16 protein-coding genes and 1 pseudogene are annotated in these 21,114 nt (G+C 66.8%); 9 read left to right on the top strand and 8 right to left on the bottom strand.

Translation table 11 applies throughout. The features are described 5' to 3' along the window. Window positions 1-3: 3 nt before the first annotated feature. The 4 genes from ACX80X_RS00985 to ACX80X_RS00970 all read right to left on the bottom strand — a co-directional run bounded on the left by ACX80X_RS00985 (window position 4) and on the right by ACX80X_RS00970 (window position 5,860). Complete coding sequence (locus ACX80X_RS00985; protein WP_252613700.1) at window positions 4-1,818, bottom strand: acetyl/propionyl/methylcrotonyl-CoA carboxylase subunit alpha; 1,815 nt, start codon at window positions 1,816-1,818, stop codon at window positions 4-6. A gap of 129 nt (window positions 1,819-1,947) precedes the next feature. Further along, a complete protein-coding gene (locus ACX80X_RS00980; protein WP_252601128.1) occupies window positions 1,948-2,634 on the bottom strand; it encodes a Maf family protein in 687 nt (228 codons plus the stop codon). A gap of 9 nt (window positions 2,635-2,643) precedes the next feature. Next, on the bottom strand, window positions 2,644-5,169 hold the full coding sequence (locus tag ACX80X_RS00975) for an MMPL family transporter (protein WP_459310966.1): 2,526 nt from the start codon (window positions 5,167-5,169) through the stop codon (window positions 2,644-2,646). 1 nt (window position 5,170) lies between these two features. Next, the gene (locus ACX80X_RS00970; RefSeq protein ID WP_252601132.1) at window positions 5,171-5,860 is read right to left on the bottom strand and encodes a TetR/AcrR family transcriptional regulator; all 690 of its coding nucleotides are present in this window, start codon (window positions 5,858-5,860) and stop codon (window positions 5,171-5,173) included. 160 nt (window positions 5,861-6,020) lie between these two features. On the opposite strand from ACX80X_RS00970, the gene ACX80X_RS00965 reads away from it, so the two are divergent. After that, window positions 6,021-6,599, top strand: coding sequence for a hypothetical protein (locus tag ACX80X_RS00965; RefSeq protein ID WP_459310964.1), 579 nt, complete (start codon window positions 6,021-6,023; stop codon window positions 6,597-6,599). Window positions 6,600-6,695: 96 nt separating this feature from the next. Here ACX80X_RS00965 and ACX80X_RS00960 read toward each other — a convergent pair whose 3' ends face one another. The 4 genes from ACX80X_RS00960 to ACX80X_RS00945 form a co-directional block, all read right to left on the bottom strand. Then, window positions 6,696-8,159, bottom strand: a complete 1,464-nt coding sequence (locus ACX80X_RS00960; protein WP_252601135.1) for a dicarboxylate/amino acid:cation symporter — start codon at window positions 8,157-8,159, stop codon at window positions 6,696-6,698. A 274-nt stretch (window positions 8,160-8,433) separates the two neighbouring features. Further along, on the bottom strand, window positions 8,434-10,119 hold the full coding sequence (locus ACX80X_RS00955) for a DUF885 domain-containing protein (RefSeq protein ID WP_252601137.1): 1,686 nt from the start codon (window positions 10,117-10,119) through the stop codon (window positions 8,434-8,436). A gap of 9 nt (window positions 10,120-10,128) precedes the next feature. Next, complete coding sequence (locus tag ACX80X_RS00950) at window positions 10,129-10,392, bottom strand: acyl-CoA carboxylase subunit epsilon (RefSeq protein WP_252566216.1); 264 nt, start codon at window positions 10,390-10,392, stop codon at window positions 10,129-10,131. Next, window positions 10,389-11,972, bottom strand: a complete 1,584-nt coding sequence (locus ACX80X_RS00945) for an acyl-CoA carboxylase subunit beta (protein WP_252601138.1) — start codon at window positions 11,970-11,972, stop codon at window positions 10,389-10,391. Before ACX80X_RS00945 ends, ACX80X_RS00950 begins: the two co-directional genes overlap by 4 nt. Window positions 11,973-12,207: 235 nt before the next feature. Here ACX80X_RS00945 and ACX80X_RS00940 point away from each other — a divergent pair, with 235 nt between their 5' ends. The 8 genes and pseudogenes from ACX80X_RS00940 to ACX80X_RS00905 all read left to right on the top strand — a co-directional run bounded on the left by ACX80X_RS00940 (window position 12,208) and on the right by ACX80X_RS00905 (window position 20,905). Beyond that, window positions 12,208-13,095, top strand: a complete 888-nt coding sequence (locus ACX80X_RS00940; protein WP_252601140.1) for an SDR family oxidoreductase — start codon at window positions 12,208-12,210, stop codon at window positions 13,093-13,095. Between the two features lie 68 nt (window positions 13,096-13,163). Beyond that, a complete protein-coding gene (locus tag ACX80X_RS00935; protein WP_459310962.1) occupies window positions 13,164-14,072 on the top strand; it encodes a biotin--[acetyl-CoA-carboxylase] ligase in 909 nt (302 codons plus the stop codon). Next, complete coding sequence (locus tag ACX80X_RS00930) at window positions 14,065-14,664, top strand: PH domain-containing protein (RefSeq protein WP_459310960.1); 600 nt, start codon at window positions 14,065-14,067, stop codon at window positions 14,662-14,664. Before ACX80X_RS00935 ends, ACX80X_RS00930 begins: the two co-directional genes overlap by 8 nt. Next, window positions 14,654-15,778, top strand: coding sequence for an adenylate/guanylate cyclase domain-containing protein (locus ACX80X_RS00925; protein ID WP_252601144.1), 1,125 nt, complete (start codon window positions 14,654-14,656; stop codon window positions 15,776-15,778). Before ACX80X_RS00930 ends, ACX80X_RS00925 begins: the two co-directional genes overlap by 11 nt. A 275-nt stretch (window positions 15,779-16,053) precedes the next feature. Continuing rightward, window positions 16,054-18,047: pseudogene (locus tag ACX80X_RS00920) on the top strand (transglutaminase-like domain-containing protein); the annotation flags it as partial. Between the two features lie 218 nt (window positions 18,048-18,265). Then, complete coding sequence (locus tag ACX80X_RS00915) at window positions 18,266-19,519, top strand: RDD family protein (RefSeq protein ID WP_252607848.1); 1,254 nt, start codon at window positions 18,266-18,268, stop codon at window positions 19,517-19,519. After that, a complete protein-coding gene (locus tag ACX80X_RS00910) occupies window positions 19,516-20,418 on the top strand; it encodes a PP2C family protein-serine/threonine phosphatase (RefSeq protein WP_252607849.1) in 903 nt (300 codons plus the stop codon). Before ACX80X_RS00915 ends, ACX80X_RS00910 begins: the two co-directional genes overlap by 4 nt. 1 nt (window position 20,419) lies before the next feature. After that, window positions 20,420-20,905, top strand: coding sequence for a hypothetical protein (locus tag ACX80X_RS00905; protein WP_252599953.1), 486 nt, complete (start codon window positions 20,420-20,422; stop codon window positions 20,903-20,905). Window positions 20,906-21,114 lie beyond the last annotated feature (209 nt).

The following is a 21,114-nucleotide window of genomic DNA, read 5'->3' as shown; positions in this document are numbered from 1 at the left end:
GGTCTAGTCTTCGATCGTGGCGATGACGGCACCGGCCGAAACCGTCTCACCGGCCACTGCGCTGAGTCCGGTGATGATGCCGGAACGGTGCGCGGTCAGGGGCTGTTCCATCTTCATCGCTTCGAGAACCACCACCAGGTCACCCTCGGACACAACGTCGCCGTTGGCCACGGCAACCTTGACGATGGTGCCCTGCATCGGGGAGGTCAGCGCGTCGCCGCCGGCGGCCGCAGCCGCTCCGCCTGAACGGAGGCGTTTCTTGGATTTGTTGGACTTCGCGCCGGCGGCGGGACCCACCCCGATCGAACCAAGGGAGGCCGGCAGGACAACCTCGAGGCGCTTGCCCCCCACTTCAACCACCACGCGCTGGCGTTCACCGGCGTCGCCACTGGCTTCAGCGGTTCCGTCCGGCGTCCAGGCGGGAATGTTGTTGACGAATTCGGTTTCAATCCAGCGGGTGTGGATGCTGAAAGGCCCTTCCGCGGGCGCAAAAGCCGGGTCCGAAACTACGGCGAGGTCGAACGGGATAACAGTGGGGATGCCCCCCACCACCATTTCCTCCAAGGCGCGCCGCGAACGCTGCAGGGCCTGGGCGCGGGTGGCGCCGGTGACGATCAGCTTGGAGAGCATCGAGTCGAAGTTGCCGCTGATGACATCGCCCTCCTCCACGCCGGAGTCGATCCGGATGCCGGGGCCTGTGGGGTTCTTCAGGGTGGTGATGGTGCCGGGGGCGGGCATGAAGTTGCGGCCCGGGTCCTCGCCGGTGATGCGGAATTCGAACGAGTGGCCGCGGACCTCGGGGTCGCCGTAGCCGAGCTCCTCGCCGCGCGCCAGCCGGAACTGTTCGCGGACCAGGTCGATCCCCGTGACCTCTTCGGAGACGCAGTGCTCCACCTGGAGGCGGGTGTTGACCTCGAGGAAGGATATGGTGCCGTCCTGGCCAACCAGGAACTCGCAGGTTCCGGCGCCGAGGTAACCGGCTTCCTTCAGGATCGCCTTGGAGGATTCGTAGAGGCGGCGGTTCTGCTCTTCGGTGAGGAACGGGGCAGGTGCTTCTTCAACGAGCTTCTGGTTGCGGCGCTGCAGCGAGCAGTCACGCGTGGAGATGACCACGACGTTGCCGTGGGCGTCCGCGAGGCACTGCGTTTCGACGTGGCGAGGGGCGTCCAGGAAGCGTTCGATGAAGCACTCGCCGCGGCCGAAGGCTGCAGTGGCCTCACGGACGGCAGACTCGAAGAGCTCCGGGATTTCTTCGCGGGTGCGGGCCACCTTGATGCCGCGGCCGCCGCCGCCGAAGGCTGCCTTAATGGCCACGGGCAGGCCGAACTTGTCCACGAACTCGAGGATTTCCTCGGCGGACTGCACAGGATCGGCGGTGCCGGGGACCTGGGGTGCGCCCACTTTCTCCGCGATGTGGCGGGCCTGCACCTTGTCGCCGAGGGCCGAGATGGCCTCGGGGGACGGGCCGATCCAGGTGATGCCGGCCGCGATGACCTTGGTGGCGAACTCGGCGTTTTCGGCGAGGAAGCCATAACCGGGATGGATGCCGTCGGCACCGGACTGGCGGGCAACGTCAATGATCTTGTCCATCACCAGGTAGGACTCCGCGGCGGTGTTGCCACCGAGGGAGTAGGCCTCGTCGGCCAGCCTGACATGGAGCGCGTCGCGGTCCGGATCAGCGTAGACAGCCACGGAGGCAATGCCCTCGTCGCGAGCCGCGCGGATGATGCGCACTGCGATTTCGCCTCGGTTTGCGATCAGCACCTTGGTGAGGTTCGATTGCACGGGACTAGCGGACTGCTCCAAATTTGCTGACAAGGCGTCTCCTTCTTTCCTTCAGGGAGCCTAGCGCGATTTTGTGGGTTCCGCCGATATTACTTGCGGTTTCCGCGTGTAAACGGGCGCAGCTTTGTAGGGAACCTACAATTGGTCGGAAAATCGCCGCAATTATTCGGCGGACCACAGGTCCGTGATGCGTACGTTTGCGTGCCCGAGGAGACCGCGCAGCGTGGAGACTGACAGCCCGACGACGGCGTGCGGGTCCCCGTCCACCTTCCGGATGAACGCCCCGCCCAGGCCGTCTATGGTGAAAGAGCCGGCGCAGTGCAGCGGTTCGCCCGTGGCGATGTACGCGTCGATCTCTTCCGGATCCATCTCCGTGAAGTGGACCTCGGCGGAGGCGACCGCCCCGAGCGTGGCGCCGGATCCCGGTGCCGGGCTGCCGCCGTCGGCCGCTGCGTCGGTGCCTATCTCGGCGGGCTCGTCATCGGCTGCCGTCGCGCGGCAGTCCACCAGCCAGTGCCCGGTGTGCAGGACACCGCTGTTGCCGCTCATCCGCAGCATCCGTTCGCGGGCGACGGCGGCCGTGTACGGTTTGCCGTGCGCCTCGCCGTCGAACTCGAAGACGGAGTCGCAGCCAATGACCAGCGCGCCCTCCGCTTCCGGCAACGCGGCTACCGCCTCGGCCTTGGCGCGGGCCAGCAGCAGCGCGGTATCGTGCGGATCCGTGACGCCGTAGCGCGCCTGGACCGCGTCCTCGTCCACGTCGGAGACCAGCACGGAGTGCCGGATACCGGCGTCGGCCAGGAGCTTGGTGCGGGCGGGGGACTGGGAGGCGAGGATGAGGCGGGTCACCGCTTTAGCCTAGTGGACGGGCTCGGTCAGCTTCTGCGGCTCGTTTTCGCGGCGTTCCAGCCGGGCGCCCTCCACGTCCACATCCGGGAGGATCCGGTCCAGCCATTTCGGCAGCCACCAGGTCTTCTCGCCGAGCAGGTACATCACAGCAGGGACGATGGTCATGCGGACCACAAACGCGTCCAGCAGCACACCGAACGCCATGGCGAAACCCAGCGGCCGGACCATGGTCAGGTGGCTGAAGATGAAGCCGGCGAACACACTGACCATGATGATCGCCGCGGCGGTCACCACGGCGCCGGCATGGCTGAAGCCGATGCGTACGGCCTTCTTGGCCGGCGCGCCATGCATATAGGACTCACGCATGCCGGACGCGATGAACACCTGGTAGTCCATCGCCAGGCCGAACAGCACACCGATCAGGATGATCGGCAGGAAGCTCAGCACCGCGCCGGGATTGGCGACGTCGAACACGCCGCCCAGCCAGCCCCACTGGTAGACGGCCACCACCAGGCCGAACGCGGCGGCCAGGGACAGCAGGAAACCGCCGGTTGCCAGGAGGGGAACCACGATGGAGCGGAATACCAGCAGCAGCAGGATGAGGGAAAGCCCGACGACGATCGCCAGGTACGGCGGCAGGGCGTCACCGAGTTTTGTGGAGACGTCGATGTTGCCGGCGGTCTGCCCGGTCAGGCCGATGGTGACCCCCGTTTCGGCCTGGATCTGGGTGCCGCGTTCGCGGAGTTCGCTCACCACCTGCACTGTGCCGGCCTTGGCGGGCCCCTCTGCCGGGATGACCTGGAACACGGCGGTGCGGCCGTCTTCACTCAGTGCCACGGGCACTGTTGCCACCACGTTGTCCACGCCCCGGATCAGGTCCGCGACGTCATACTGCAGTTCCTGGGCCTGGGCTTCGTCCAGGCCGGCTGGGAATTCACCCACCACCACAATGGGTCCGGTGACGCCTTCGCCGAAGCTGCGGGCGGTGACGTCATAGGCCTGGTAGGCCTCGGAGTCCACCGGTTCGGAGCCGCCGTCGGGCAGTGCCAACTGGAGCTGCGCGGCGGGCAGGGCCAGCGTTCCCAGCACGAGTACGCCGGCGACGAGCGCCACGACGGGGTGCCTGGTAACCAGGCCGCCCCAGCCCCGGGTGCTGTTTTCCTCATCCTTGGCCTCGTCGGCAACCTCGTGGCCGGCCTCGGCGTTGTGGGCCTCGGCCTTGGCCCAGGCCCGCCGGGAAATGATGCGCCGGCCGATCAGGGACAGCAGGGCCGGGGTCAGGGTGAGCGCCACCAGGACGGCCACCGCGACGGTGCCGGCAGCTGCCAGGCCCATCACGCTCAGGAACGGCAACCCGGGCACCACCAGGGCGGCCAGGGCGATGATGACCGTCAGGCCGGCAAAAAGCACGGCGTTGCCCGAGGTTCCGGTGGCGCGTGCCACGGATTCCTCGGGGTCCATGCCTGCCAGCAGCTGGGTCCGGTGCCGGTTGACGATGAACAGGGAGTAGTCAATGCCCACGGCGAGGCCAAGCATCAGCGCGAGCATGGGGGAGATGGAGCTCATCTCGAAGGCGCCGGACAGGGCGAACGTGATGCCCACGCCGACACCGACGCCGATGACGGCCATCAGCAGCGGCAGGCCCGCGGCAATGAGCGTCCCCAGCATCAGGATCAGGACCAGGGCCGCCACACCGATGCCGATGATTTCGGCCGTGCCGAAGAGTTCTGAAATGTCTTCGGTGATTTCCTTGCTGGCCAGCGCCGTCACGCCCACGGACGAAGTCTCATGCGCGATGTCCTGGACCTGCTGGCGCACCGCCGGGGTGAGGGCGTTGATGGAGGTGTTGAACTGCACCTGTGCCACGGCAGCCTGGCCGTCCGCCGAGACAAACCGGATCCCGCCGGATGCCTCCGCCTGCCGCTTGCCCAGATCGAGCTTGGCCTTGGCGTCCTCCCACTCCTGTGTGCCGGCGTCGAGCTGCGCCTGGCCCTGTGCCAGGGCGGCCATCTGCGCTCCGAGCTTGGCCTCGACCATGGCTGGGGTTGCGCCGCCGGCGGCGAGCTGCTGTTCCGCGTCGTTCAGCTGCGCGGTGCCGGCGTCGAGCTCGGCACGTGAGGCATCGAGGCGGGCCTTGCCCGCGGTGAGCTGCTGCTCGCCGTCGGCGATTTCATGCCCGGCCTGGTCCAGCTGGGCCTGCGTGTCGAACGGATCCACCGTGGCCTTGACGTCAGGCAGTTCCCCAAGCTTGGTGAGGGAGGCAGTGACGGCGGCGCGGCTTCCGTCAGTAAAGCCGCCTTCCGGGGCTTCAAAGACGATCGTGGCAGAGCCGCCCGACGCTGCCGGCAGTTCCTGCTTCAGCTTGTCCGCGATCCGCTGCGTCTCAGTGCCCGGAATCTGGAAGTTGTTGGACAGCGTGCCGTGGAAGGCCGCTGCTGAGCCGCCGACGGCCACGAGCGCCGCGAGCCAGAGCGAAATAACCAGCCAGCGGTGGCGGTAGGAGAACTTGCCGAGGCGGTAGAGCAGCAGGGCCATGTCAGAGCCGTTCTTTGTTGAGGTGGGTAGTGGCGGTTGTGGACGTCGCGGAGGGGCTGGCTGCCGGAACGGGGCTGCCGAAGCCGGAGCCGAGGTGGCCCATGGCGTCAATGAGCAGTTGCCGCAGCACAGCGAGTGATGCGGGGGAGAGATCGGCGCCGCATCGGGCGAACCACACGTCCATGGCCGCCTTCCCGCAGGAGATGACGGAGCCTGCGAGGGCGCGCAGGTACAGTTCGTCGACGACGGCGCCCGGGGTTCCGGCGAAGCGCTCCCGGGCCGCGGTGATGATCTCTTCGGTGCAGTGGTCCCACGCCTCAAGTTCGGACCGGGACAGGACCGCGTTGTCCTGGGTGAAGGTGAAGAGTTCAGCCAGCGGCGCCACCGTCATGGGGTCGGCCAGCTGCATCAGGGCAGCGCGCGCCGATTCGAGGATGGGCTCGTCGGTGGGCCGCTGCCGGAACTGCTGAAGGGCGTTGTCCAGGAACCCGTGCGTCATGGAGGCCAGCGCGGCCTCGGTGCTGCTGAAGTAGTTGAAGAAGGTGCGGCGCGAGACCCCGGCAGATTCGGCGATGTCTTCCACCGTGAAATTCCCGGGTCCCCGGGCGCGCAGCAGGGTCAAAGCGGCATCGGTGATGGCCTGGCGGGTGGCGGCTTTGTTCAGCTCACGGCGCGAGAGAAGTTCGGGCATTAAATTACACTACGTGCAAGTTTGCACGCCGCGCAAGTTGATTCACAGGAAGATGAAAGGTTCCCGACAGCTGAGCCTGAACCTGCCGCCGAAGACTGGAAGAGTCCCGTCTGGGACATCTTCACCAGCCGTCACCGGACGGCAGATCCAGGAGACAAGAATGGTACGCACAAAGAGAATTGCCCTTGGCCTCACGGGCACCGCGCTGGCCCTTGGCGCCGGGATCGGCGTCGCCGGCATGGCGTCCGCAACCACGACGCCGACGCCCACCCCCAGCGCCAGCTCAAGCGCCTCAGCCGACGGGAGCACCGGCACTGCCCCAGCTGAAGGGAAGGGCTTGCGGGGCGGCCATGGCCACGGCGGCTTCCGCGGCGTGGACGCAGCGGAACTTGCCACCAAGCTGGGCGTGGACGAGGCCAAGGTGACGGAGGCCCTGAAGGCCTACCGCGAGGCCAACAAGCCCACCACCCCGCCGGCCGACGGAACTGAAGGAACCCGGCCGGACCCGGCCGCGAAGCAGGCCGAGCTCGCGAAGTCCCTCGCGGCGACGCTCGGCATCGACGAGGCCAAGGTCACGGCGGCGCTTGAAGAGCTGCGCACCGCCAAGCAGGCAGATCGCGCCGCGGCCCTGAAGACGCGCCTGGACCAGGCCGTCACCGACGGCAAGCTGACCCAGGCCGAGGCCGACGCCGTGACCAAGGCGGTCCAGAACGGAGTCATCGGAGGTGGCGGCCGCTAACAAGAGGCCGGGCTGAGCGAATCCCGGCACAGAATAAGGAGAAGTCCCCGGGAGCACTTCCCGGGGACTTCTCCTGTTTGCTGTTCGAGCTGTGGGTCAGGCCTTCGCGTCGGCCAGTTCGCGTCCGGCTTCCGGAGAGTCAGTACCTCCGGCGATGGCGGAAGGATCCGCGGCGGAGGAGTCGGCGTCGTCGTCCACAAACGGAGTGCCGTTGCGGGGTGCGTTGTAGAGCGCCTCGTCGAGCATGCCCTGCCGTTTGGCCACGATGGTGGGGACCAGTGCCTGGCCCGCGACGTTGACCGCGGTGCGGCCCATGTCCAGGACGGGATCGATCGCCAGCAGGAGTCCCACGCCGGCCAGGGGCAGCCCCAGCGTGGAGAGCGTCAGGGTGAGCATTACGACTGCGCCGGTGGTGCCGGCCGTTGCGGCGGAACCGAGAACCGAGACGAGCGCGATGAGGAGGTAGTGGCTGGCTTCCAGCTGGACGCCGAAGAACTGGGCCACAAAGATGGCGGAGATCGCGGGGTAGATCGCGGCGCAGCCGTCCATCTTGGTGGTGGCCCCCAGGGGTACGGCGAAGGAAGCGTAGGCGCGGGGAACACCCAGGCTGCGCTCGGTGACGCGCTGGGTCAGCGGCAGGGTTCCGATCGAGGAGCGGGACACAAACGCGAGCTGCACGGCGGGCCATACCCCGGAGAAGTACTGCTTCACGGACAGGCCGTGCGAGCGGATCAGCGTCGGGTAAACCACAAACAGCACCAGGGCCAGGCCAACGTAGATGGCGAAGGTGAACTTGCCGAGCGCGCCGATGGTGTCCCAGCCGTATACGGCCGCGGCGTTGCCGATCAGTCCCACCGTGCCGAGCGGGGCGATGCGGATGATCCACCAGAGGACCTTCTGGATGACGGCCAGCGCCGAAGCGTTGAGGTTCAGGAACGGCTCGGCAGCCTTGCCGACCTTGAGGGCGGCGACGCCGACGGCGATGGCAATCACCAGGATCTGGAGCACGTTGAAGCTGATGGAGGTGCTGACTGTGGTGGCCGCGGTGGCGCTTTCAGTCACGGTGGAGCTGGCACCGAGGCCGAGGAAGTTCTTGGGGAACAGCCCGATCAGGAAGGACCACCAGTCACCGGACTTGCCGGCGTACTTGGCCTCCTGGGTGATGCCGGTGTTGGCGCCGGGCTGCAGGAGCACGCCGAGGCCGATGCCGATCACGACGGCGATCAGGGACGTGATGGCGAACCACAGCAGGGTGTTCCAGGCCAGCTTGGCGGCGTTGGAGACTTGGCGCAGGTTCGAGATCGAGCTCACCACGGCGGTGAAGATCAGCGGAACCACCGCGGTCTGCAGCAGTGAAACGTAGCTGGAGCCGATGGTCTGCAGCGTGGCGCCGAGACCGTTGGGCTCTGCCTTGGTGCTGCCCGTGTACTTGGCCAGCAGGCCGAGGCCAAGGCCCACAATGAGGGCGGCGATGATCTGGAAACCGAACGAGCCGGCCCACGTGGGCAGCTGGAAGCCGGTCTTTCCTGCGGATTCGGGGGTGCGGGTTTGAGTGCTCACCAGAACACGCTAGGCCCGGGTTTCTTATCACGGCGAACAGATGTTGAGAAATGTTACGCTGCCCAATCGCGTTCAAAGCCCGGGAATCCCTCTAAATCCGCCGCCCTACAAGGCAATTGTGAAGTTATTCCCAGCCCGGATGTGGCAAGAGTCTCACCGAGGAGGGGATTTCGACAGGCTCAATCACCGGTGGGGGCCGCATCCGGCAGCGTGCGTCAGAGCGACGAAGGAGCAGCACGCCGAGGATGCGGGCCCCGCCGGGGCCACGAGAGACCTAAGAGAGCAGCGCCCGGCGGAGGGTATCGAGGCCTACGGAGCCGATGTTCAGCGCTCGCGTGTGGAAGGCCTTGAGGTCGAAGCCGGGCCGGGTTTCGAGGTCGGCCCGGATCTGTTCCCAGAGGCGCTGTCCCACTTTGTAGGACGGGGCCTGGCCGGGCCAGCCGAGGTAGCGGGTGAATTCGAATTTGAGCTGGCCTTCGCTGATGGGCAGGTTTTCCTTGAGGAACTCGTAGCCCGCCTCCGGGGTCCATGTTCCGCTACCCCAGCGTTCGGGGATCTCCAGTTCCAGGTGGACGCCGATGTCGAACACCACGCGGGCCGCCCGCATCCGCTGCATATCCAGCATGCCCATGTGGTCGCCAGGATCGGCCAGGTACCCGAGCTCCTGCATAAGCTTTTCGGCGTATAGGGCCCAGCCCTCGCCGTGGCCGGAGGTCCAGCAGATGTTGCGCCGCCACTTGTTCAGCAGTTCCCGCCGGTAGGTGGCGGTGGCCACCTGCATGTGGTGGCCGGGGACGCCTTCATGGAAGACCGTGGTGGTTTCGGCCCAGGTGGTAAAAGTGTCTTCGCCGGCAGGAACTGACCACCACATCCGGCCGGGACGGCTGAAGTCATCCGAGGGGCCCGTGTAGTAAATGCCACCCTCGTCGGTCGGGGCGATAAGGCATTCAAGCTTCTTCATCACGTCCGGGATCTCGAAGTGCACGCCGGCAAGCTCAGCAACTGCCTTGTCCGAGAGTTCCTGCATCCACGCCTTGAGGGCCTCCGTTCCCTTGAGTTGGCGGGCAGGGTCGTTGTTGAGGACGTCCTTGGCCTCCTCGACGCTGGCCCCTTGCTTGATGATGGACGCAGCATTTTCCTGCTCGGCGATGAGCCGGTCGAGTTCCTGGACTCCCCACGCGTAGGTCTCTTCGAGGTCGACGGCGGCGCCCAGGAAGGAGCGCGAGGCCAGGGCGTAGCGTTCCCGGCCAACTGCGTCCTGCTGCGGCGCGGCAGGGAGCAGTTCCGTGCGGAGGAACTCCGCGAGCTCCCGGTAGGCACGCCGGGCAGCGGCAGCGCCGGCGTCGAGCGTTTCCTGCGTTTCGCCCGGCAGGGGACCGTCCGCAGTCCGGGCCTCGGTGGTGAGCTTGGCGAAGAAGCCGTCTTCGGCGGCGTATTTGGTGGTCTGCTCGATGACGATTGAAACCTGGCGTTCGGCCGCGACCTTGCCCGCGTCCCGGGCCTGGCGCAGTGATTCGGTGTAGCCGCGGAGGGCGCCCCCGACGTTCAGCGCGCGGCCGGCGATGTGTTCCCAGTGCTCAGCGGTGTCTGTGGGCATCAGGTCGAAAATGGCCCGGATGTCCTGTGCGGGGGAGGCGATGTTGTTCAGCTCCGCCACGTCCCAGCCGGACTCGTGGATTTCCAGCTGGAGGCCCAGCCGTTCCCGCATGGCGTCCAGGGTGACGGTATCGACGTCGTCCTGGGGCGCGAGGCCCTCCAGGGCAGCAAGGGCCTTGCGGGCTTCCGCTGCGAAACCAGCGATGCCGGCGGGGGAGTAATCCGGGTACTCGGTCTCATGCCCCGGCAGCCCCAACTCGGTGGCAAGCGACGGGTTCAGGCGGATAAGCGTGTCGGTATAGTCATCCGCCACGGCATCGATGGCGGAGTGCGGACGGGCGGCGGGGGCGGCTTCGGTAGTCACCCCACGAGCCTAACCCCGGCTCCGCCTCCAGGCGCCGGGACCCGGCGTCGGGGCGAGCCGCAGCTGCTGGCGGCGCACCCAGTCACGGGCGGTGGGCTTCCCGTCGGCCACGGCGTCCGCGCTGCCCAGGGAAAGCACGACGGCGGTCAGCGCCGCGAGTTCCTCGGCCGAGGGTTGCCCTTTGACCACAGAGAGCACGGGGGCATCGGCGGGCGCATTGGTTTCGACAGGCTCAACCAACGGGGCTCCGACCAGCGGATCTTTCGCGATCACAGCGGGATGTTCCCGTGCTTCTTGGTGGGCAGGCTCGCCCGCTTGTCGCGGAGGGCGCGGAGGCCCCTGATGATCTGGCCCCGGGTATCGGACGGTGCGATGACCGCGTCCACGTAGCCCAGCTGGGCGGCCTGGTAGGGGTTCAGCAACTCTTCTTCGTACTGGCGGATGACCTCGGCGCGCCGGGCCTCAACGTCCCCGCCGGCCTCCGCAACGGCGGCCAGGTCGCGGCGGTACAGGATGTTGACGGCGCCCTGGGCACCCATCACGCCGATCTGCGCCGTGGGCCACGCCAGGTTCAGGTCCGCGCCGAGCTTCTTGGAGCCCATCACGATGTACGCGCCGCCGTAAGCCTTGCGGGTGATGACCGTCAGCTTGGGGACAGTGGCTTCGGCGTAGGCGTACAGCAGCTTGGCGCCGCGGCGGATGATGCCCTGGAACTCCTGGTCCTTGCCGGGCAGGAAGCCGGGCACATCCACCAGGGTGATGATGGGGACGTTGAAGGCGTCGCAGTTCCGGACGAAGCGGGCGGCCTTCTCCGAGGCTGCAATGTCCAGCGTGCCGGCGAACTGCAGCGGCTGGTTGGCCACGATCCCCACGGTGTGTCCCTCAACCCTGCCGTAGCCGATGATGACGTTGGGGGCATACAGGGACTGCATCTCCAGGAAGTGTGCGTCGTCAACGATCTGTTCGATGACTGTGCGCATGTCGTACGGCTGGTTGGCAGAGTCGGGGACGAGCGTGTCCAGGGCGAGGTCGTCGTCGTTGATCTCCAGCTCTTGCTGGTGCTCCAGCACCGGGGCCTCGGCGAGGTTGTTGGACGGCAGGAAGTCCAGCAGCTCGCGGACGAAATCGATGGCATCGGCTTCGTCGGAGGCGAGGTACGTGGAGGTGCCTGTGTTGGCATTGTGCTGGCGGGCGCCGCCGAGGGTTTCCATGTCCACGTCTTCGCCCGTGACGGTCTTGATGACGTCCGGCCCCGTGATGAACATGTGCGAGGTCTTGTCCACCATCACCACGTAGTCCGTGAGGGCGGGGGAGTAGGCCGCGCCGCCGGCTGACGGTCCCATGATGAGCGAGATCTGCGGGACGACGCCGGAAGCGTGGACGTTATTGCGGAAGATGTCGGCAAACATGGCAAGGGAGGCCACACCTTCCTGGATGCGGGCACCGCCGCCGTCGAGGATGCCCACTACGGGGCAGCCGTTGCGCAGGGCGAATTCCTGGACCTTGACGATCTTCTCGCCGTTGACCTGGCTCAACGATCCGCCGTAGACCGAGAAGTCCTGGCTGTAGACGGCAACGGGACGCCCGTCCACGGTGCCGTAGCCCGAGACCAGCCCGTCGCCGAGCGGCTTCTTCTTTTCCATGCCGAAGGCGGTGGAGCGGTGCACCGCCAGCGCGTCAAGCTCCACAAACGAGCCTTCGTCCAGCAGCAGGTCCACGCGCTCGCGGGCAGTGTTCTTGCCGCGTGCGTGCTGCTTCTCGATGGCTTCGGGGCCGGAGGGTTGTTCTGCACGGGCCTGGCGGTCGCGGAAATCGGCGATCTTTCCCGCTGTCGTTGTCAGATCGTGGCTCATCAAGTGTCTCCGGCTCTGTAGCAGATTGGTGCTGTAACAATGTGGTGCAGCGTGCGGTGGTAACTGGCAGGTCAGGTGCGGGATTTAAGTAGATTCCACACAAAAGACGAACCCTGCTGGCTAGTCTAATGACGCATCTGTGTGGGACGACTGTAGAAAACCTACAATTTTCCGCACTTTCCAGCGGTCAGCCCTATGTTACTCACCAGTAACATACCTCGGCTACAGTGGAGCCATGACTTCCAGCAACGACGCACGGTCCACTGCCGCAACGCCGTACCAGGCCGCCGGGTCCCTTCGGGGCCGCACCATTCTGATGTCCGGCGGCAGCCGCGGCATCGGGCTGGCCATTGCCACCCGGGCGGCACAGGACGGTGCCAATATTGTCCTGATGGCCAAGACCGGCCAGCCCCACGCCAAGCTGGCAGGCACCGTCTTCAGCGCCGCCGAGCAGGTGGAGGCCGCCGGGGGCCACGCCCTGGCAATCGTCGGTGATGTGCGCAGCGACGAAGACGTCGCAGGAGCCGTGGCGGCCGCCGTCGAACGCTTCGGCGGGATCGACATCGTGCTCAACAATGCATCCGCGATCGATCTCTCCACCACCGACGACGTGGACATGAAACGCTACGACCTGATGCAGGACATCAATGTCCGCGGCACGTTCCTGCTGTCCAAGCTGTCACTGCCCGCCCTGCGCAAATCGGCCCACGCACACATCCTGACGCTGTCGCCGCCCCTGAACCTTGACCCCCACTGGGCAGGCAGGCACCTGGCCTACACCATGGCCAAATACGGGATGAGCCTCACCACGCTGGGCCTTGCCGAAGAACTCAAGGCCGACGGAATCAACGTCAACTCGCTCTGGCCGTGCACCCTCATCGATACCGCGGCCATCCGGAACATGCCCGGCGGCCAGGAGATCGTCCAGGCCGCGCGCGGACCACAGATCATGGCCGACGCAGCCCACGCCGTCCTGACCGGCGGCAATCTGGCCGGCGCCGGTGCACCCAGCGGCAACTTCTACACGGACGAACAGGTGCTCCGCGCGGCGGGTGTCACCGACTTCCGTCCGTACAGCCTCGGGGCCGCGGAGGATCGCCTGGTTCCGGACATATTCCTCTGAGCTGCGGGTTCCAGTCATGTGGCTGTGGGAACAGCCAGCGGCGGCGCCTGAGTCGATAGGATTCAACCATGGATGACGCACACACCCCAGGAAATCCGTTGGATCGTGGAGCCTTGGCGGACCAGGATTTCCTGGCGGCCACCGGCATCGCCAAGGTGGTGGTGGTGGACTCCACCGGTTCCACCAACGCGGACCTCCTGCGCTCGGTGACGGTTGAGCCAAAGGAGTGGCCGGACCTGTCGGTGTTGACAGCCGAGTACCAGACCGCTGCCCGCGGACGCCTGGACCGGCGGTGGGAAGCGCCGCCGCTGAGCTCCGTGTCGGTGTCCCTGGTCCTGCGGCCCGCCAATGCCGAGGGCAGGCCCCTGCCCACGCACACGTATTCGTGGCTATCACTGCTGGGCGCGCTGGCGCTGCGGCAGACGCTTCTTGAGACCGCGGGCCTTCCGGCCGAGCTCAAGTGGCCCAATGATGTCCTGGTCCGTGGCCGCAAGATCGCGGGGATCCTGGCCCAGCTGGGGCCCATGGGGGACGGTTCTGTTCCTCCGGTCATTTTGGGGACCGGCCTGAACGTGACTTTGACCGCGTCGGAACTCCCGGTGCCCACAGCGACGTCGGTTGCCCTGGAAGAACCGCTGACTGTTGATCGGACCGTGCTGCTCAAGAGCTACCTCGCCCATTTCGCCGTGCTCTACCGCAGCTTCTGCAATGCCGACGGCGACCCCGCCGCCGGGATTGCCGGCGGCCCTTCGCTCCACAAACGGGTGGAGTCCGCCATGGCGACGCTGGGCAAGCAAGTGCGCGCGCAGCTGCCCGGTGACCACGAGATCATCGGGCACGCTTCGAGGCTGGACGAGTACGGCTCACTGCTGGTGGTGGACAAGGATCGCCGCGAGCATGTGGTCACCGCCGGCGATGTTGTCCACCTGCGCCCGTGGACCCCGCCAGGCCAGGGCGCTGAAAGCGGCTATGCGTAAAGGCCTCGTGCCGGGCGAGCAGGTCATTACGATCACCCGCCCGCAGCCGAGGAAGCTGGTCGGCCCGGCCGCAGCCTTTATTGCCGCACCGGCCGCTGCAGCTTTTGCCAGTGCCTGGACCGTGCGGGGCGAGGCTACCCGGCCGGTGCCGGTGGCTTCCGCTGACTGGACACCCTGGATCGTCCTTGCATGCGTCTTGGCCGCTGCGTGGATATGGTTGGCATATTGCCTGCCTCGGCTCCTGCGGTGGCAGGCAACCCGGTACATCCTCACGAGCCGGCGGATTATTGCCCGCTATGGCATGGTGCGGCGCCGGGACGAGCAGGTCAACCTCGCGTCGATCCGCAACGTGACGGTCCACCAGTCGGTGCTGCAGCGCATATTGCGCTCCGGGAATATATCCTTGGAAACCGGGTACCAAGGTGTGGTGAACATCCAGGACGTCCCGGAAGCAGTGCGGTTCCGGGACTTCGTGCTGGATGCGATTGACGAACTGCCTGTGGGCGGGGACCCGGGGACTGATGAGATATCGGATTACACAGACGAAGTGCTGCCGTGGGAGTTGAGAGAAGGTGGAGACGATGAACGATGAGGACCAGCGGGACGAAGCGGACCTGCCGGCTCCCGCCGTGCCCGAAGCCGCCCACCCGGCGACAGGCACACTCTCTCCGGAACGAGTGGCTGCCAAGGCTCTCGAGGCCCGGCTGTTGGGCGGCGAACGGAAGCTGCGGCGCCGTGAGGTGGCCGCCGGCGCAGGGCTGTCCCTCCTTTCTGCCCGTAAGCTGTGGCGTGCCCTCGGCTTCCCGAACTTCGGCGACGAAGACGTCGCCTTCACCGAACGGGATCAGGCTGCGCTGTCCACCGTGGTTGATCTGGTCCGCACCGGGGTGCTGACCGAAGAGGCCGCCATCTCCGTGACCCGGTCCATCGGACAGATGACAGACCGCATGGTGGTCTGGCAGATCGAGGCCCTGGTGGAGGACATGGTCCACGAGCAGGGCGTCACCGACGCTGTGGCCCGCAAGCGCCTGGTGAAGGAACTGCCCTCCCTGCTGGACGCGCTGGAGGAGATGCTGGTCTATTCGTGGCGGCGGCAGCTCAATGCCGGCGTGCAACGCCTGGCCGTGCGCGCCGAGGCCGGCCTGCAGGCCAGCGAAGAAGGCCGCGACGGGGACGAAGACGACGCCCCGCTGCCGCTGGCCCGCGCTGTCGGCTTTGCTGACCTGGTTTCGTATACGAGTCTCTCCCGCCGGATGAATGAAAAGACCCTCGCCCGGCTGGTCCAGCGCTTTGAGAACAAATGCGCCGAGATCATTTCCGTTGGCGGCGGGCGGCTGGTCAAGACCGTAGGCGACGAAGTCCTGTATATCGCGGAAACGCCGGCTGCCGGTGCCGAGATCTCGCTGGCCCTGGCACAGGCGTTCACCGAAGACGAGATCCTGCCGGAAGCGCGGGTGGCGATGGTCTGGGGCAGGATCCTGTCCCGGCTCGGGGACATCTACGGCCCCACAGTCAACCTCGCCGCCCGGCTTACCACGTTGGCGGATCCGGGAACGGTCCTGATCGACTCCATGACTGCATCCGCGCTGGACCAGGACAAGCGCTTCATTCTCGTTCCGCAGCCTGCTGAAAATGTCCGCGGGTTCGGCGAAATCCATCCCGTGCTTCTGGCACGCGGTCAAGGAAAAGGCCTGGTCCTCGACTAGCCGGTTACCGTCCCCGGCCGCGACCTGCGGGTTTATCCAGTTGTTGGCGTATCACGCTATAGTCGACCGTGGCGGCGGCCTGTCCCGCAGCGCTAGGGGGGCGCTCCCCATCGCGGCCGCAGCCATGCTTCGGTAGGCTGACGCGGGGAACAGAGAGCCCGGTATCGGGTCTTTGGGGGGCCGCACTGGGGGCCGCGACACAATTGAGGGATTAGTAACGCTGTGACATCACTGCTGGGGAAATTCGGTCTCAAGAAGCGCCACAACAAGATCGTTACTGGCCACTGCTTCCCGTTCTGGGGCTTTTCGTCACGGGCATAGCTTTCAGCACCAACGCTGCCTTCCTCACCGTGGAGCGCGGCATCGATCTCACCGTCATTGCGATTGCCTGGGCCACCTTCCGCCGTGACGCGCTGCGGCGCAGCGACACGCGAAAAGTCTCAGTCAACCGTCCGCAGACCGATGCGGCCACAGCCCAGCGGGCCAAGCTCCGCCGGCCGGGCACGGCCGCTGCCGTGATCGCCGCAAACGTCGCCATTACCGCGGTGGCGGCGCCCCTGGTCACCGCCAGCGGTGACCGCAAGGTCCTGCGCAACGTGGTGGTTCCGCCGTTCGATCCCAAGGACTACGTCACGCCCCTGGCAAGCTTCCGGACGTTCGTCAAGGACAAGAAAGACGACACCCTGTTCGTGGTCAAAGGACTGCCCCGGGACGGCCGTGTCCGGCTGGGGGCTTTGGATGCCTTCAACGGCGCCAACTACAACATGGATCCCAACGGCTCCGGCAGCTTCAGCAAGGTGGGCGACACCGAATCCATCAACACCCTGGCCGACACCTCCGGCATCGTCCCCTCGAATGACTACTCCATCGACATCACCATCGAGGATTACCAGGGCTACTCCCGGGAGGCCGGAAGACCACCGGCCTGAGCTTTGACCAGAGCGCCTCCGCCGCGGCGTCGGGCCTGTACTTCAACGCAGGCACAGACACGGCCGTGACCACGCAGGGCCTGTCCAAGGGCGATTCCTACAGCGTCCAGGTGTCCGATCCCGTGAAGCTCGAACACGGTCAGTTGACACAGTACGACTTCGCGAAGATTACGCTGCCGGACGCCGTCGAGGTCCCGCCGGTGGTGGGGTCACAGGCCAACGACCTCTCGGCCGATGCGCCCACCGCGATTGACCGGGTCCGCCAGATCGAGGCGCATTTCCAAAAGACGGGCGCCTTCAGCAACGGCCTGGTGGCTGACGGCCAGCTGCCCAGCGTTTCCGGACACAGCTCGTCGCGGATCAGGAACCTGCTGACCGCCAAGCAGATGCTCGGCGACGACGAGCAGTATGCCGTGTCCATGTCGCTGATGCTCCGCCACCTGGGCATCCCGTCACGCGTCGTCATGGGCTTCTACCTCGAGCCGACCAGCCCCGAGAACGGCGCCGGCGAGGTAAAGGTCACGGGCAAGGACGTCCACGCCTGGGTTGAGGTGGCCTTCGACCGGGTGGGCTGGGTCAGCTTCGACCCCACACCGCCCAAGGACAACGTCCCCATCCCGCCGGACGCCGACGAGAAGAAAAACAATCCGTGGCTCTTCTGGGGTGCCCTGCTCGGGGCCCTGGGCATTGCCCTGATCCCGCTGTCCATCCTTGCCCTGCCGCTGCTGCTGATCGCGCTCCTTAAATCACGACGCCGGAAGGCCCGCCTCACGGAGGGGCACCCGGCCCAGCGTGTGGGCGGCGGTTGGAACGAGGTGGTGAGCCTCGCCTCGGATTTGGGCGCCGGCATCGACACCCGTGCAACCCGGCGCGAAAGCGCAGTGGTGCTTGCTGACTCGTTCCCGGCCACCGGGCAGACCCCCACCATGCTGGCGCACCGTGCGGATGCCTCCATCTTCGGCGCCGGCCAGCCCAGCGAGGAGGAGGTCCGGGAATACTGGACCATCGTGGACGGCTCGCTGAAGGAGATGGCCGGGACTTTGGGGTTCTGGCGCCGCCAGCAGGCCCGCTTCTCGCCCCGGTCGCTGCTGGCTGATGGCCGCAACGCCCTTAAGCTGCGCGGTACCAGGCTCGGGCTGGGCCCGCTGGTGCGTCCGTCCGGCCAGGGTTCCCCCGGATGGCGGTCCGCCACCGGTAGGGTGGGGACCGGCCCGGACGGTGCCGGAACCCCGAATCCGGCAGTTCAGGACAGCGGATCCGGGACGGCGGCGGCGGCTTCCGAGCCTGATGAGTCCACCGTTATGCGGAACCCTGGCAGGAAGAACCCCACTGACTCATGATGAACGAGGCCGAGCGCTGCCAGCAGTGCCAGCAACTGATCCGGGGCGGCGCCACGTTCTGTCCGGCGTGCGGTGCTCCGCTGCCCAACAGGGCGGCACGCAGCGGACGCAACGTGGACCATGCACAGCGGGCCATGAAGGAGCGTGCGGCGGCGCACGCCAGCCAGAATCCCGGTACTATCCCGGTAGTACAAACGGCTCCAGGGGGAGGAACGGGAATGGCAGCCAATCTTGAGCTTGTTCCGGCCACGGCGGGGAAACGGCTCGGCGCAGCAGTGCTCGACTGGCTGGCCCCCATCGCGGTCCTGGTGGTGACTTTCGCCATCGGATTCGCGGGAATCACCCGCACCCAAAGCGGCGGCTTCATCATCTATGACACCGGTTCGCTGGTGCTGTTCGGCAGCATCGGCCTGGGACTGACGCTGGTCTACCTGGCGGTCCTGGTGGGCATGGAAGGCCGGTCCGGGAAGACCCTCGGCAACCACGTCATGGGCATCCGCAGCGCTGACAAGGATGGTTACGCCCCCGGCGCCGGGGGAGTGTTCCTGCGCGGCCTCATCACCGGCGCGGGCATCATCCTGGCGCTCCTGGCCGCCGTGGCCATCGTCATTTTCAAATGGTTCGATGTGGCTGTCTTCATCCTCGGACCGCTGCTTTTGGTCGGCGCGGTGTGGGCCGTGCTGGTGGTGGTTTCCAACACCTGGGACCGCAACGGCGGGCTCCGCGGCTGGCATGACACCGTGGCCAAAACGCTGGTGTTCGACGTCAAGGACGGCCGGAACCCCATCACGTCCGGCGGCATCCAGGGCCCGTACAGTTTCGCGCCCCTGGAACTCCCGCCTGTCCAGCAGGTCGCGTCGCCTGTGGCCGGGGCCGCAAAGCCGCCCCAGGTTGTGTCCGCCCAACAGCCGCCGGTCCAACAACCCGTGCAGCCGTACGCCCCGCAGCCGTACACGGCTCAACCGTCAGCCGCGCCGCCGTCGTTCGCACCCCAGCCGGACGCGCCGCCGTCGTCCACTCCTTTCCAGCCGCATGTCCCGTACGCGGCCCCTGCCGTTCCCGCGCCGGGCGCCCAGTTCCATCCCGATGACGACCTCGACCGCACGCAGATGCGCGGCGGCGCAACGAATGCGGCGCCCGTCGCCGTGCTGCGGTTAAAGCTCGACGACGGCCGGGACTTCCGTCTCGACCGCAACGTCCTGTTGGGCAGGAACCCCCTTGGCCAGGCGGGGGAGCAGCAGGCCCAGCTCCTGGCGGTCAGTGATCCCGGCCGCTCGATCTCCAAGACGCACCTCCACCTGCTGACCGACGGTGCCGGCATTTGGGTGACGGACCGGAACTCCACCAACGGCAGCGCCGTCACAACACCGGACGGACGGCGCACCCCACTGCAGCCGGGCGTGCCCGCTTTTGTCAGCCCGGGATCCACTGTCCACTTTGGTGACCGTTCCTTCCACCTAGGACAAGCATGAACTCACAGCCCGCCAGTGACCCAGCTGACGCAGACCACGGAACCGGCCTCAGCCTCAGTTACGGCTGCGGAACGGACCGCGGGCTGCGCCGGGAATTGAACGAGGATTCCTTCATCGCCTCCGACCCCGTCTTCGCCGTGGCAGACGGCATGGGCGGACACGAAGCCGGCGAGATTGCCAGCGGCATGTGTGTGCGCGCCCTGGCTGCCATGCCGCAGCTCGCTACCGGGGAGCGCAGCATCACGGCGGCAGTGCTCCAGCAATATCTGCTCCGCGCCGACAGTTCCATCCGGGAGGTGACAGGTGCCCGCGCCGGGACCACGCTCACCGGAGCCGTTGTGGTGGAACAGATGGGCATGCCGTACTGGCTGGTCATGAACATCGGGGATTCCCGCACGTACCGGCTGAGCCAGGGGCACTTCGAGCAGGTCAGCGTGGACCATTCGGAGGTCCAGGAACTCGTGGATGCCGGTGAAATCACGCCTGAGCAGGCCACCGTCCATCCCCGCCGCCACGTTGTCACGAGGGCGCTGGGCACGGGGGACGAGACCGAGGCTGATTACTGGCTCCTGCCCGTGGAGGAAGGCGACCGGATCATGGTCTGCTCGGACGGGCTCAACGCAGAGCTGACGGATGAGCACATGTTCCGGATCCTTAGCACCGTGGGCCATCCGCAGGACGCGGTGGATGCCCTGATCCAGGCCGCGCTCCGCAACGGCGGAAGGGATAACGTCACCGTCATTGTGGTGGACGCCAGGAACGTGATGAACGACGGCGGCATCGCCACCACGGCGCCCCGCCCCTCCGCTGATGCCGCGGAAGAGGTCACCCTGCCCCGGGGGCGGATTGTTGACGCCAGCCGGCCGGCCGGCCGGGACGACGGAAGAGGGGAACACTGACATGGCCACCGCAACATACGCCGCGGGCACTTGGCTCGGTGTTGTCCGGGCCAACACTGTGGTCCTCCTGGGTCCCGGGACCCCCGCCTGCCCTGGTCCAGTCCCTGTGGGAACTGCTGGAGCACGCCCCGGAAGCCACGAAGTGCTCCACGCCGTCACCAGCAGTTTCGGCGTTTCCCTGGCGCAGATACCGTCGTTCGGGATAGTGGATTCCGGTGACGCGCTCCGGATCTTCCTCCGCGGCGACCTGGACCTGACCGTGCAGCTGCCCGGCGGCCCGGTGGACCTGAACGGGAGGGACGTCACCACCTGGACGGAGCGCCGCCTGGACACACCCGAGTGGTACCGCCTCACTGTGGCCGGAAACGGCCAGCCCGGGCCCGCGTTGCCGCTCAGCGATGGCGTGGTCCTGCTGGAGTCGCTGACAGTGTCGCTCACCGGAACTCCGGCGGACGAGGTGGCGGCTCCGGCTGGCCACACCCGCTGAGGTCGAGGCACCCACCGCTGTCGGCGGCGTCGTCCTCGTAGCGGACGCTGAACCGGTCACTGAAACGGTAGCGGAGCCTGACTCTGAACCCGCGCCGGAAACTGCACCTGAGGCGGAAGCTGAGCCGGAACCTGAACTTGCACCTGAACCTGCGTCTGAACCAGCGCCGGAGCATGACCGGGAGGTCTAGGCAGAAACGGTGATGGGGC

It is taken from the genome of Pseudarthrobacter sp. MDT3-1, from assembly GCF_054510755.1.
The sequence above is the reverse complement of the archived record's forward strand: the minus strand, read 5'-3'. Positions and strand labels throughout refer to the sequence as shown.

Bases quoted from the DNA above. Each gene is read 5' to 3' on its own strand.
- ACX80X_RS00975 (WP_459310966.1), bottom strand. From the start codon at position 5,169: ATGGCCCTGCTGCTCTACCGCCTCGGCAAGTTCTCCTACCGCCACCGC.
- ACX80X_RS00970 (WP_252601132.1), bottom strand. From the start codon at position 5,860: ATGCCCGAACTTCTCTCGCGCCGTGAGCTGAACAAAGCCGCCACCCGC.
- ACX80X_RS00965 (WP_459310964.1), top strand. From the start codon at position 6,021: ATGGTACGCACAAAGAGAATTGCCCTTGGCCTCACGGGCACCGCGCTG.
- ACX80X_RS00945 (WP_252601138.1), bottom strand. From the start codon at position 11,972: ATGAGCCACGATCTGACAACGACAGCGGGAAAGATCGCCGATTTCCGC.
- ACX80X_RS00940 (WP_252601140.1), top strand. From the start codon at position 12,208: ATGACTTCCAGCAACGACGCACGGTCCACTGCCGCAACGCCGTACCAG.
- ACX80X_RS00935 (WP_459310962.1), top strand. From the start codon at position 13,164: ATGGATGACGCACACACCCCAGGAAATCCGTTGGATCGTGGAGCCTTG.
- ACX80X_RS00930 (WP_459310960.1), top strand. From the start codon at position 14,065: ATGCGTAAAGGCCTCGTGCCGGGCGAGCAGGTCATTACGATCACCCGC.
- ACX80X_RS00925 (WP_252601144.1), top strand. From the start codon at position 14,654: ATGAACGATGAGGACCAGCGGGACGAAGCGGACCTGCCGGCTCCCGCC.
- ACX80X_RS00915 (WP_252607848.1), top strand. From the start codon at position 18,266: ATGGCAGCCAATCTTGAGCTTGTTCCGGCCACGGCGGGGAAACGGCTC.
- ACX80X_RS00910 (WP_252607849.1), top strand. From the start codon at position 19,516: ATGAACTCACAGCCCGCCAGTGACCCAGCTGACGCAGACCACGGAACC.
- ACX80X_RS00905 (WP_252599953.1), top strand. From the start codon at position 20,420: ATGGCCACCGCAACATACGCCGCGGGCACTTGGCTCGGTGTTGTCCGG.